Raw genomic sequence first — 12,639 nt, 5'->3', positions numbered from 1 at the left:
TATAAGGCTTTTAATTTTAATCAATGATTCTATAAATCTTCATATATTTGAGATCCATATATTCCTTTTTTACCTGAGATAAATATACTTATTATACAAACAATCATTATAAATGCCATATTATTTGTTCCAAATAATTCTACGCCTAAAACAAAGGATGCTATTGGAGTTTTAGTTGCTCCTGCAAATACACCAACTAAACCTAGAGATGCAGCAAATTCAAATGGTAACCCTAATATCAATGCTAACGTTGAACCAAGTGTTGATCCTATAACAAATAACGGTGTAACTTCCCCACCTTGAAAACCTGCTCCAAGACATAATGTGGTTAATAGTAATTTAATAAAAAAACTATAGTATTCTATATTTCCATCAAATGCATCATTTAACAAACCAAGACTTAACCCATTATACATCCTATTACCAATAATTATTGTTACTAAAACCATTATTATTCCACCAATAAAAGTTCTAATATATTTTTGTTTAAAATATTTGCTAAATACTACTTTAAATTTATGTGTAAATACTGTAAACAATTTACTTGCTATTCCAAAACATATTGCCATAATTATAACCTTTATTATTATATTACTCTCAAAATTTTCTACTTCTGCAATTTTATAATGACTATGAGAAACTCCAATAAAATTTACTACAGAATTACCAACAAAAGCTCCAACTATTGCTGGTAAAAATGCATCATATGTTATTTTACCTATAGTTGCAAGTTCTAAGGCAAATATTGTACCTGCTAATGGAGTTCCAAATACTGCTGAGAATCCTGTAGCTACTCCTGCTATTAGTAATATTTTTTTTTCATTTGCTTTAATTCTAAATTTCTCTCCAATAAAACTCGCTATTGTTCCTCCTATTTGAACTCCTGTTCCTTCCCTACCAACTGAAGCTCCAAATAGATGTGCAAGTACTGTTCCACAAAATACTAATGGAGCCATTAAAAGATTAATTTTTTCATTACTCCCATTTATATTTTCTATTATTATATTATTTCCTTTATGTGAATTCCTTCCATAAGCTTCATATAAATATGTCATTATTGCTCCTGAAATAGGTAATATAAATATTAACCAATAATATTTTTTATTTAACATAGTTACTTTTTCTAAAGAAATCAAAAATAAACCTATTATAGTTCCACCTATAATTCCAACAATAACAGAGTATAACGATAATTTTAATATAACTTTTCTATTCATAATTACTTCCTTCCTTAAAATAAAATAGACTCCTACCCTATTGGTAGGAGTCATTAGCATCAAGCATTTAAAAGCGAACTCCATCGCTCAAATATTCTTATCATTTTCAATTTACTATAATATAATTCTATAGTCAATATTTTTTTCATTATAATATATATTCTATTTATTTCAATATAAATATTAGTTTTCATAAATACATTTTTGCATCTAAATACGCTTTGGGATAAAAATATATTTTTTGGAAATACTATTTATGATTAATTTATAGCAGGGAGGTATATTATGTCTAGTAAGACTGGTGTTGTTAAATGGTTTAATTCTGAAAAAGGTTTTGGATTTATATCTTGTGATGAAGGAGACGATGTTTTCGTTCATATTTCACAAGTTAAAGAGAAGGGAAATGATAAGGATTTACATGAAGGTGAAAATGTGTCCTTTAGTATTGAAGATGGTCAAAAAGGACCTATGGCTGTAAATGTTCAAAAAATATAAACTATAATTAAATAAGATTATCTTAAAATATAGAATAACTATTATTTTAAGATAATCTTCTTCTAGTTTATATCTATTTCAATTACTTTACCTTCAGCAATTGATTTTTCTACGTCTATAACTCTTTGATTTTCTGATCCTCTATATTTTAAACTTATATTTCTTTTATCTATTTCAAATTTTCCATCTATAAGAATATCTACTAAAGATACTATTTCTCTTTTTCTTTCATCTCTTATAATATCTTCAAATACATAACCTGACCAAAGCCAAATAGTCTTTTTAGTTTCATTTTTAATTCTAGTTAGTAAATTCACTAAATCGCTATCCATAACTTGGTCCATAGGCTCTCCACCTAATATATTAACACCATGGATATTATTATTTTTTACATATGATATAAAATTATCTTCTATTTCTTTGCTCCATTTTTCTCCATAATTAAAGTCTTGTAATTCTCTATTAAAACATCCTTCACAATTATTTGTGCATCCACTTACAAATAACGTTGTTCTTACATTAGGTCCATTAGTTACATCAAATTTTCTTATTTTTGCATAGTTCAAATAACTTACCTCCTGTAAATAAAATATCTTATTAAGTTTAATGGACAATTATAGAAAGAATTTAATCTAAACTCATTCTTAATTGCCCATTTTATATTTCTATAAATGAAGTACTCTATCTCCTATTTCAGCTGTACGTCCCTTATTCCAGAAATTAGTTCCTATATATCCACAAGTTCTTCTCATAACTTGCATATCACTCTCATCAGTATTTCCACATGATGGACAATACCAAGTTAAATTTTCATCTAATTTAATTTCTCCAGTATATCCACATTTATAGCATATATCTGGTTTCGTATTTATTTCTGCATATTGAATATTATGATATATAAAGTTTATAACTTGTTCTACAGCCTCTACATTTCTGCTCATATCTGGAACTTCAATATATGATATACATCCACCTAAACTTATATTATGGAATTGTGATTCAAATTTAAGCTTACTAAATGCATCTATCTCTTCACATACATGAACATGATATGAATTAGTATAGTATAGTTTATCTGTTACATTTGGAATCTCTCCAAATTTAGCTTTATCTAATCTACAGAATCTATATATTAGATTTTCAGCCGGAGTACCATATAACCCAAACCCTAAACCTGTTTCTTTTTTCCATTTTTCACAGGCTTTACTCATATGATCCATTACTTCTAAGGCAAACTTTTCCCCTTCTTCTGTTGTATGACTTACCCCTAGCATTGCTTGAACCATTTCGTATATCCCAACATATCCAAGAGATAAAGTAGAATATCCATCTTTAAGAAGTTTATCTATTTTTTCACCTTTTTCAAGTCTTGCTATTGCACCATGTTGCCAATGTATTGGTGATACATCTGAAGTTGTTCCAAGTAACATTTTATGTCTTACAAGTAATGCTTCTTTACATAACTCTAATCTTTGATCTAGCATATCCCAAAATAGCTCAATATCCTTATCTGCAAGTATTCCTATTTGTGGAAGGTTTAAGCTTATAACACCTTGATTGAATCTTCCATACCATTTATACTCTCCATCTGAAGTCTTATATGGACTTAAATGAGATCTACATCCCATTGGAGGGAATGTATTTCCTTCATAGTTATTTCTCATTATTTTTGCTGATTGATAATCTGGTACTAATCTTTTAACAGTACATTGTGCTGCAAGTTTAGTTATATAATCATATTTTCCACCTTCAAGGGCATTATGTTCATCAAGAAGATATACAAGTTTTGGGAATGCCTCTCCAATTTCTTGGCCTTTATAGTTTTTCATTCCTTCTAATCTTTGCTTTATCATTTCTTCACAAATTAAAGCCATTTCTTCTTCATATTCATTACCTACTTCAATTTCTAAATATATAGTACCAAATGGTGATTGTCCGTTTGTTGTTTGTAGGGTTGATAATTGATATCTTATAGTTTGAACTCCATCTTTTAAGTCCTTAAGTTTCATATCATTTGCAAGTTCTTTTGCTAGTTTTTCATCACCGTATTTATCTAAATAAAATTTATAGAATTTTTCTTCTGTTACCTTAAGGAATTTTGCAAGGTGCTTAATAGTAATACTTTGGCCACCATATTGGTTACTTGCAACTTGTGCCATTATTTGTGTAGTAACTGTACATGCTGTTCCAAAAGACTTTGGTGATTCAACAAGTTTATCATTTATAACAGTACCATTGTTTAGCATATCCTCTAAATTAATTAAGCAACAATTAAAAATAGATGAAAGTGTATAATCCATATCATGCCAATGTATTATTCCTTCATCATGTGCTTGAACCATATGAGCTGGTATAAGTCTTCTTCTTGAAATATCTTTAGATACCTCTCCCGCAATTAAATCTCTTTGAGTTGCAGCAATTACAGAATTCTTATTTGAATTTTCCTTCATAACATCTTCATTTGTCTTGCTTAATAAACTTAATATACTCTCATCTGTTGTATTTGTATTTCTTTTAAACTCTTGTACTGCCCTATAGCCTTCATAAGCCTTTGCTGTAATGGATTGCCCATAATGAACTAGTCTATCATATACATAAGTTTCTATTTTGTATATTGTAGGAGTATCCTCATGATTACTAAAATGCTTTTCTGCATCATTAGCTATTAATCTAGCTATGTCTTTTAAGTAAATTCCACTTCCATTCTTCATAGCCTTACTTACAGCTTCTCTTATTTTACACTTGTCAAATGCAACTGTACTTCCATCTCTTTTTATTACTTTCATTTAACTTTTCATCCCCCCACAAAAATCTTCACTTTAAACTATTTAATGACAATTAATAATAATTACTTGGTTTATTATACACTAGTTTATAAAATAATGCATTTTGAAAAAAACTCTAGAAATTAGAATAACCATATTAAAGTTTGCTATTATCACTAATTTTCTTTTATTTTTATGTACTAATAAAAGAAATTTAGTAATAGGTTTTTATAAAATTATTAAAGGAGAACTATTAGTTCTCCTTTAATAATTTATTTTAAATATTCTATACTCTACAGTCTCCACAGTTTACATCTTTGAATATTTCTGCTCTTCTTTTTTTATTTATATAATTAACTGCTCTCATTTTAAATCTTTCAAAATGCTTATGTTCATAAAAAGCTACTAAATCCGATGTAATAAATACTCCATCCATAATTAAATATTTAAGATCTTTAAGATTCTCAGAATCCTTATCTTCTACTCTTATTTTTTCTGCCTCTATATTTAATTCTTCAAAATCCACTTTAGCTTTTAAAAGAGCTTCCATTACTGAAATATCTTCACATTGACTTAAATCAGTATCAACTAGCTTGTCTATAAGTTTAATATATTCTTCATTAATTTTAACGTATTTTTCGTAAGTATTAATTAAGCTCATTTAAACCCCTCCATTTATAAAAAAATTATTAAAAGTATTATACCATAAAAAATTACTTAATTTAATTAAAAACCTAGTAGTTTAAATATGTAAAATATTCTAAATATCTTTTAATAGATTTCTTATATCTTCTGCTTCTGGATTTATAAAAAGAATTTCCTTAAAATATTCTTTAGCAATTTCTATCTTTTCTTGCCTTAATAGTTCAAAGCCAAGTTCCATTAAAATTCTTGTATCTCCTGGTTCTAAAGAATCTGCTTTTATTAAATAATCCTCTACACTATCAAATTCTCTTAGCTCTTTATAACAAATAGCTAATCCAAAAAAGTTTTCTCCATCAGTATCATCTATTTCTATTGCTTTTTCAAATAATTTAATCGCTTCTTTAAAATTTTTCTCCCCAACATAATATATACCAAGACCTGTATATGCTCTTGAACAAATTTCTGTATTTTCTATAGCTTCTTTAAAGTATTTTTCTGCTTTTTCCTTATTTCTTATATCAACTAAATACGTCCAACCAATAATAGACTTAAGTTCTCCTATTTCATCCTTATCTTTACCATAAATGTTTATATAATTAATACATCTATTTATCGCTTCTTCATAAAACTCTTCTCTTATATCAAGTTCAACTAAAAATGTAGTGGATAGAAATTGATCCTCTTCAATTTCTAATGCTCTTTCAAAGCATCTTCTACTTTCTATATAAAGACCTAACTCTAATAAAGCTTCCCCCTTTACATTATAAGCATACACATAGTAATCACAACCTTCAATCAAAGCTCTATCTACACACTCTATAGCGTCTTCATATTCACCAAAAACTAAATGTCCATGTCCCATATATAATAAATATTCTGGATCATTAGTTTCATTATATCCTTCTTTACAATATTTAAAGGCCTCCTCTTCATTGAAAGCCAAAATTTCATTAAAAGTTTCTTCTATACTTTGTTCCTTATTATTAAACATTACTACTCCCATCCTATATTCAAAATTGTACTTATAACTATAAATAAAGTTATCACTTATACTTTATTATACTAACTTATTACTACTATACTACCAAAATATTATTTTATTATGAATAACTTTTACTAAAATAAAAAATGCATTTCAAAATATTAGCTTTATTATATCTAACACTTGGAATGCACTTCATATTTTATCATATTTACTTTAGTTTATTTAAAATCTATTAATTTCAAACTATAAATTTTTACTTTCTATTAAATTAATTTTCTCTTTTACTTTATTGTCATCTGGAGCACCATCATACCAGTTTTTCACTTCGTCATTTTTTATTTCACCAAAATATTTACTTTTTAGAATTATTTCTGGTCTATACTCAAAATGAAGTGTATCAAAATGAGACCATTTTCCACCCCATACAAATCCATGACTTTCAAATATTTTCACAAGTTCCTTAGAATATGAAGCTATTCTTTCACTACCTTTATCTTTACTTGCCCATTTCCAATAATCTCTACTATCTCTTTGTAAATCTATTGCTATACCAAAAGAATGTGGACTTAACCTTCCTGTATCCTGTATAACTCTATAATTATATGTTCCACTAATAGGTGTTACATAAGATGATATCTTTGGATTATCTTTAGATGCATACCCTGCTTCATTTAATGCATTTTTTAAACTTTCTCCAGCTAAAGCATTTTTATTAAAATACATATCTCCATAATATGTTGGAAATATTTTTAAATTTTTCTCAATGCTACCTCTACTTTCTCCATATATAGCACCTAAAAATTCATAACATCTTATTCTTCCTGGGTCACTATCTTCTTCTACTTTATCAATGCTATATAAGGGGTATATAGTTTTTAAACTACTTTTCAAGTCACCATTATAAAGAACCTTTTTCCCATTATCTAATATTAAATAAATGTTTTCATTATCACCTTTTTCTATATCAACAATTTCTTTTTCATAAGCTACCATTAATACTAAAAGATCTCGTTTTAAATTAAATTTTTCATAATTATCCTCATTTAAAAGAGTATTATAAGATGCGCTACATATTAATGTACTACACATTAATAATAAAATTATTGTACTTAAAATTTTTTTCATTAAATCAACCTCTTATATTATAAATATATTTATAATATATTATTTCCCCTAAAATAGCATATTATATTTACTAATATATAAATTTAACAATTCCATTTTTTAGAATATTCAATATGGAGATAATATCTAAAATATGATATTCTAATTTATATAAGGAGGAGATACTAAATGAAAAAATTTTTTATCCACTTTACTGTATGCTTTATTTTAATTTTTTCTCTAATTATCCCAAATAAAGTTTATGCAACAAATAAAAGCTTTGATATAAACAATTTATTAGTTAATGCACAAATTCAAAGTAATGGAGATATTATAGTTTCTGAGGAATTAACCTATGACTTTAATGGAGGCTTTAATGGAATATATATTGATTTAAACAAGAATGGATCTAATGGTCATGAAATATCTCAGGTAGCAATCAAAGATTCTAGTGATAATATTACTATAATAGAAAATTCAAGTACCTCAAATACTAATTACTACGAAATATTTGATTCTAGTGATAAAACACAAATAAAAATTCACTCTAAAAGCTTTAATGAAAGAAAAAAATTTTTAATTAATTACAAAATTAAATCTGCTGCTATAAGATATAATGACTATGGATCTTTATATTGGAGTTTTTATACTGTATCTGATAATAATATAGTTAAAAATGCAGAGTTAAATATATCATTAAAGGATTCTAACTTTTTACAAAACAATCTTAATTATACTGCTTATGTAGATGGTGAATTTGAAACTTACTACTCAAATAATAAAGTTACATTAGTTGGTACTAATCTTTCCTCTACCCTTGGAATTGATCTTAAATTTCAACCTGATTTTTTAAGTGAACTTCCTGTAAAAAGTGGAGATGCTCCAACTTATCATAATAACTTTGAAAATGATACTAATTCTTCACCTTTAATATTTTTAATTCCTATTACATTAATTTTTATTATTCTATCAATAGTTTATATATTTAAAGCTAAAGAAAAAAAAGCTTTTAATAAAGAAGTTGAAAACTATCGTTCTAAGCATTTATTTATAAAAGAAGATTTAACTCCTTATCCACCTAAAGATTTAAGTCCAGCTATAGTAGCTTATTTATATGATAAAGATAATATTCCATCTTCTATTGTTCCAGCTACTCTAATGTATTTAAGTAAAAAGGGTTACTATAAATTAGATACAAAGCTTTTAAAAAATAAAGAAACTTTGGAGCTTACATTTACAAGAAATCTATCTTTTACTCAATGTAGTAGTCCTCATTTAAATAATTTAATTAATTGGTTTTCTCAATATGAAAATAACGGTAAATTTTCTTTAATGGATATAAAGAAATTAGTAGATAATAACTATAAAACAGCTAAAAAATTTAGAAATAATTATTGGGATTTTATAAACTCAGTAAGACTAGAAGGTAGGAATCTTAACCTTTATACTAAAATTAGAGGTAAAGAAATTTTAAATAATAAAGCTTATGCAGAATTACTTATGTGGAAAGCTTATAAAAATTATCTAATATCCTTTATTAATGAAGACTTAAGTAATGAAAACTTTAACCTAGATGATTCTCTTATTTATGCACCCGCTCTAGGATTAAAGGATAAAAAACTTGAAATATTATCAAATAAAATAAACGACCTAAACGGTACTAATACTTCTTATATATATAACACTAATAACTTGTTTTACTATTATTATATAAATAATATTGTTTTATTTGATGATATAAATAACTCTGCAGATACTCAATATAATAATCATAATAATAGCAACTCTAACATTAATAATAGCAGCTTTAATGGCTTCTCCTCTGGTAGTGGCTTTAATGGTGGCGGTGGTGGTGGTTCAGGTGCTTTTTAAAAGTACAAAAAAACTATCATAATAATAACAAAAATAGATATAATATACGTCTTAGATATTAATAAACCTTTATATAAAGGACTAATATCTTGATTATATATTATATCTATTTTTTTATTTAATACTATACAATTACTACTTTTCAATATATTTTATTATAAACTTACTATTGGGAAGATAATAAATTGTATACTGCTTACTTATTTCTGGTTTAAAGTCCCAAGGATTATATGTAAATAACTTACCATTTAAACTAACTTCATTTTTAGCTATACTCTTACATTCACCTTCATATACGCTGTATTTTTTATGCTTAAATCTATTTAAATCTTTAAATTTAGGTATAATCCTTATAAATAATAATATAGATGATAAAATTAGTAATAGACTAATTAATATAGTATATTGCTTTTTCACCTTCTTATTTTTTACTAAATATGCTGTAGTAAAAATTCCAGTAAATGAACCTAATAGAATAATACAATCAAATAATATACTAATTATAAAATACATCTTTTCTATTATTAATAATAAATTTTTACTTAGATGTATATATATTAATTATATTTAATATTACGGCAACTGCTTTTTCCATAGATTCTACTGGGATATATTCATATTTCCCATGAAAATTCTCTCCACCAGCAAATATATTAGGAGTCGGTAACCCCATAAATGAAAGTCTTGCTCCATCTGTACCCCCTCTTATTGGTTTTATTTTAGGAATTACATCAGCATCTTCCATAGCCTTTTTAGCTGTTTCAACTATATGCATAATTGGCTCTATTTTTTCTTTCATATTTTTATATTGATCTTTTATAGCTACTGTTACTATTTCTTCACCATATTTCTCATTTAATTCTCTTTCTATTTCTATAAACTTTTCTTTTCTCTTTTCAAATGTATCTTCAAAAAAATCTCTCACTATAAATTCTAGTTTTGTATTTTCTACTGTTCCATTTATATCTGATAAGTGATAAAAGCCTTCATATTTTTGTGTTTTTTCTGGCACCTCACCTAATGGAAGACTATTTATAAATTCATTTGCAACCATAATTGAATTTATCATTTTATTTTTAGCATATCCTGGATGTACATTAACTCCCTTAATTTCTACAGTTACTCCTGCTGCATTAAAATTTTCATACTCAAGTTCTCCAATTGATCCGCCATCTAAAGTATATGCAAAATCAGCATTAAACTCTTCAACTTTAAAATGATCAGCACCCTCCCCTATTTCTTCATCTGGAGTAAATGCAATTTTAATAGTTCCATGTTCTATTTCCTTATTGTTAACTAAATATTCTACAGCTGTCATTATTTCTGCTATACCAGCCTTATCATCTGCCCCTAAAAGAGTTGTTCCATCCGTAGTTATAAGAGTTTTTCCTATATAATTTTTTAATTCCGGAGAGAATTTAGGCGATAAAATCACTTCTTCATTTAATTTTATATCTCCTCCGTCATAATTTTTAACTATTTTAGGCTTTACATTAGTTCCACTATAATCTGGAGCAGTATCCATATGAGCTATAAAACCAATAGTTGGTATATTTTTATTGCAGTTTTTTTCTAGCGTTGCATATACATATCCATCTTCACTTATTTCAGCATCATTTAATCCCATTTCCTTTAGTTCATTTAAAAGTATTTCTGCAAGCTTTAATTGTCCCTTTGTACTAGGTGTTACCTTTGTATTTTCATCTGACTTAGTGTCAATTTTAACATATTCTAAAAATCTTTCTTCTACTCTTTTCATAATCCTGCTTCCTTTCTTTACTATACTAACGTATATTTCTTTAAGTATTTTAAGCTAACTTATTTTAAATATCCTAACTTAATATTCCATTTTATTATATCATAATTTTTTATATTACTACTTTCTTATCTAAATAATCTTATTTAATCAACATACTTTTATTTATCACTAATATTTTTAGATAAAAAACTGACATAGTTCTATTTACTATGCCAGTTTTCCTTTTTAACATTATTTATTTAATGCTTCTAATAATTCATCTAAATTTAATCCATGAACATTTGCTGCCTCTTCAATTGATTCTGCTTGAGCTGATGGACATCCAACGCATCCCATTCCAAAACTCATCAATACTTCTACTGCACTTTCTTTTATTCTTATAACTTCTCCTATTGTCATATCTCTTGTTATCATAAATTTCACCTTTCCTTTGTCTTATTTATACTTTTTTTCTAAGTTCTCTAAAATGGCTATATTTTTATCTTTAATATTACTATGTTCTTTCTCATAAGCATTACATTCATTATTTATAATGTTTATTGTTTCTTCTTTTAATTCTCTTGTTGCAAATTTATATACAACATTATCTTCTTTATGAATATGTCTTTCTAATAAGTTAGTATAAGAAACAGCATTAGCTATTATATCTAGCTTAGATTCACTATCTCCATCCTTTAATTTTTGTATAGCTTCTCTTAGACTAATTATATATAATCGTCCTAAATCATGTTCAACTAACATACCATGCTTAACTAATTTCTCTGCTGTTGTACCAATTTCATCTATCATTTTATTAAAAAGTAATATTTCCTCTTTTTTATGATGATGATTATCTGCATAGTTTTTAATAAAATCCATCATTAAATAAAAATCTTCATAATTTATATTTTCACCATTTAGTATATTAAGGCATGCTTTTCTTAATACCTTAAGCATTCTTTTAATATACCCATGTTCTTCCATCATTAAATCTATAGCATTCATCTTATCACCACCTTAAATCTTTTCTATAATCATAATCTCATTTTCTTCCTTATAAGAAAACTCCTCATTTAGTTCATTCACAAAAGCTTTAATCCAGAGTCCTCTTAGAGCATAAAAACAATTAACATCTACACCTTCTTTGTTCCAAATTTCTTTATGAACACAAACTCTTCTTTTCCATTTAATAATATTTTCTTCTGATTCAATTACTTCATTTACTCTATCACATGGCATACCATCTAATATATAATCATTTATACTATTAAATATATCAACAGCTGAATTAAAATCTACTTTATTTTCTTTTACTTCTTTTGCTGCTTTTATGCCTTGATTAATATATATATTCTCTATTTTAGATAATTTGTTATTATCCTCTAAAACCTTTGATGTCCATGCAGCCATTCTTCCTTCTGCTGAATGAATTTTGCTTTGTAACCAACCATGAATATTTCCTTGATCTATCATATTTTCTAAAGGAATATTTGGTAATTGTGTACCATACTTACCATTGATCTCCTTTGATAATTCTTCTATATCTAAGATTTCATCTTTTGCTAAATTAATAATTTCATTCTCTAAACCTTCAAACCAAACTATTTTATTAAATAACCAATAATGTATTTTACCTAAATATAAACTCATTTTATTCCCTCCATATTTTCTTAATGTTTTCTATATTTAAAGTATAGTAAAATAGTACGAATTAATCGGTAACTTACGTTACATATTTTAAAATTTATATCTTATTATCAGTTAAATTACTTAAAAATATTTTATACTAAATTTATTTAATATAAAAATAAAATCCAC

The 12,639-nt window shown here is 26.1% G+C and carries 13 protein-coding genes and 1 riboswitch; of the genes, 2 read left to right on the top strand and 11 right to left on the bottom strand.

The window, feature by feature from the left end:
* Nucleotides 1–29: 29 nt before the first annotated feature.
* Complete coding sequence (locus ACYQ1T_RS11920; RefSeq protein WP_459835009.1) at nt 30–1,217, bottom strand: chloride channel protein; 1,188 nt, start codon at nt 1,215–1,217, stop codon at nt 30–32.
* A gap of 37 nt (nt 1,218–1,254) precedes the next feature.
* A riboswitch (Fluoride riboswitch) is annotated at nt 1,255–1,314 on the bottom strand.
* A gap of 188 nt (nt 1,315–1,502) precedes the next feature.
* Between ACYQ1T_RS11920 and ACYQ1T_RS11915 the strand changes: the two genes are divergently transcribed.
* Nucleotides 1,503–1,712 (top strand): cold-shock protein, encoded by a 210-nt coding sequence (locus tag ACYQ1T_RS11915; RefSeq protein WP_459835006.1) that lies wholly within the window; start codon nt 1,503–1,505, stop codon nt 1,710–1,712.
* 62 nt (nt 1,713–1,774) lie between these two features.
* Here ACYQ1T_RS11915 and nrdG read toward each other — a convergent pair whose 3' ends face one another.
* From nrdG to ACYQ1T_RS11890, 5 genes are all read right to left on the bottom strand, one after another.
* Nucleotides 1,775–2,278, bottom strand: a complete 504-nt coding sequence (gene nrdG / locus ACYQ1T_RS11910; protein ID WP_459835004.1) for an anaerobic ribonucleoside-triphosphate reductase activating protein — start codon at nt 2,276–2,278, stop codon at nt 1,775–1,777.
* Between the two features lie 99 nt (nt 2,279–2,377).
* On the bottom strand, nt 2,378–4,498 hold the full coding sequence (gene nrdD, locus ACYQ1T_RS11905; RefSeq protein WP_459835001.1) for an anaerobic ribonucleoside-triphosphate reductase: 2,121 nt from the start codon (nt 4,496–4,498) through the stop codon (nt 2,378–2,380).
* A gap of 265 nt (nt 4,499–4,763) precedes the next feature.
* The gene (locus tag ACYQ1T_RS11900) at nt 4,764–5,138 is read right to left on the bottom strand and encodes a hypothetical protein (RefSeq protein ID WP_459834999.1); all 375 of its coding nucleotides are present in this window, start codon (nt 5,136–5,138) and stop codon (nt 4,764–4,766) included.
* Nucleotides 5,139–5,237: 99 nt separating this feature from the next.
* Complete coding sequence (locus ACYQ1T_RS11895) at nt 5,238–6,113, bottom strand: tetratricopeptide repeat protein (protein WP_459834997.1); 876 nt, start codon at nt 6,111–6,113, stop codon at nt 5,238–5,240.
* A gap of 237 nt (nt 6,114–6,350) precedes the next feature.
* Complete coding sequence (locus tag ACYQ1T_RS11890; RefSeq protein WP_459834994.1) at nt 6,351–7,232, bottom strand: M15 family metallopeptidase; 882 nt, start codon at nt 7,230–7,232, stop codon at nt 6,351–6,353.
* Between the two features lie 168 nt (nt 7,233–7,400).
* Here ACYQ1T_RS11890 and ACYQ1T_RS11885 point away from each other — a divergent pair, with 168 nt between their 5' ends.
* Nucleotides 7,401–9,083 (top strand): DUF2207 domain-containing protein, encoded by a 1,683-nt coding sequence (locus ACYQ1T_RS11885; protein WP_459834991.1) that lies wholly within the window; start codon nt 7,401–7,403, stop codon nt 9,081–9,083.
* A gap of 135 nt (nt 9,084–9,218) precedes the next feature.
* Here ACYQ1T_RS11885 and ACYQ1T_RS11880 read toward each other — a convergent pair whose 3' ends face one another.
* The 5 genes from ACYQ1T_RS11880 to ACYQ1T_RS11860 form a co-directional block, all read right to left on the bottom strand.
* Nucleotides 9,219–9,596: a hypothetical protein gene (locus ACYQ1T_RS11880; RefSeq protein ID WP_459834988.1), complete on the bottom strand. Its 378-nt coding sequence runs from the start codon at nt 9,594–9,596 to the stop codon at nt 9,219–9,221.
* Between the two features lie 25 nt (nt 9,597–9,621).
* Nucleotides 9,622–10,842 (bottom strand): peptidase T, encoded by a 1,221-nt coding sequence (gene pepT, locus ACYQ1T_RS11875; RefSeq protein ID WP_459834986.1) that lies wholly within the window; start codon nt 10,840–10,842, stop codon nt 9,622–9,624.
* A 231-nt stretch (nt 10,843–11,073) separates the two neighbouring features.
* Nucleotides 11,074–11,256 (bottom strand): DUF1858 domain-containing protein, encoded by a 183-nt coding sequence (locus ACYQ1T_RS11870; protein ID WP_459834984.1) that lies wholly within the window; start codon nt 11,254–11,256, stop codon nt 11,074–11,076.
* 21 nt (nt 11,257–11,277) lie between these two features.
* Nucleotides 11,278–11,826, bottom strand: a complete 549-nt coding sequence (locus tag ACYQ1T_RS11865; protein ID WP_459834982.1) for a hemerythrin domain-containing protein — start codon at nt 11,824–11,826, stop codon at nt 11,278–11,280.
* Between the two features lie 12 nt (nt 11,827–11,838).
* Nucleotides 11,839–12,471 (bottom strand): hypothetical protein, encoded by a 633-nt coding sequence (locus tag ACYQ1T_RS11860; protein WP_459834980.1) that lies wholly within the window; start codon nt 12,469–12,471, stop codon nt 11,839–11,841.
* Nucleotides 12,472–12,639 lie beyond the last annotated feature (168 nt).

The sequence above is a fragment of the Clostridium carnis genome, assembly GCF_054657435.1.
Note: the sequence above shows the minus strand (reverse complement) of the source record. Positions and strands in the feature narration are given on the sequence as shown.

Excerpts from the sequence above, each read along its gene's own strand:
- nrdD (WP_459835001.1), bottom strand. The coding sequence starts at position 4,498 with ATGAAAGTAATAAAAAGAGATGGAAGTACAGTTGCATTTGACAAGTGT.
- ACYQ1T_RS11890 (WP_459834994.1), bottom strand. The coding sequence starts at position 7,232 with ATGAAAAAAATTTTAAGTACAATAATTTTATTATTAATGTGTAGTACA.
- ACYQ1T_RS11870 (WP_459834984.1), bottom strand. The coding sequence starts at position 11,256 with ATGATAACAAGAGATATGACAATAGGAGAAGTTATAAGAATAAAAGAA.
- ACYQ1T_RS11885 (WP_459834991.1), top strand. The coding sequence starts at position 7,401 with ATGAAAAAATTTTTTATCCACTTTACTGTATGCTTTATTTTAATTTTT.
- pepT (WP_459834986.1), bottom strand. The coding sequence starts at position 10,842 with ATGAAAAGAGTAGAAGAAAGATTTTTAGAATATGTTAAAATTGACACT.
- ACYQ1T_RS11915 (WP_459835006.1), top strand. The coding sequence starts at position 1,503 with ATGTCTAGTAAGACTGGTGTTGTTAAATGGTTTAATTCTGAAAAAGGT.
- ACYQ1T_RS11860 (WP_459834980.1), bottom strand. The coding sequence starts at position 12,471 with ATGAGTTTATATTTAGGTAAAATACATTATTGGTTATTTAATAAAATA.
- ACYQ1T_RS11900 (WP_459834999.1), bottom strand. The coding sequence starts at position 5,138 with ATGAGCTTAATTAATACTTACGAAAAATACGTTAAAATTAATGAAGAA.
- ACYQ1T_RS11865 (WP_459834982.1), bottom strand. The coding sequence starts at position 11,826 with ATGAATGCTATAGATTTAATGATGGAAGAACATGGGTATATTAAAAGA.
- ACYQ1T_RS11920 (WP_459835009.1), bottom strand. The coding sequence starts at position 1,217 with ATGAATAGAAAAGTTATATTAAAATTATCGTTATACTCTGTTATTGTT.
- ACYQ1T_RS11880 (WP_459834988.1), bottom strand. The coding sequence starts at position 9,596 with ATGTATTTTATAATTAGTATATTATTTGATTGTATTATTCTATTAGGT.
- ACYQ1T_RS11895 (WP_459834997.1), bottom strand. The coding sequence starts at position 6,113 with ATGTTTAATAATAAGGAACAAAGTATAGAAGAAACTTTTAATGAAATT.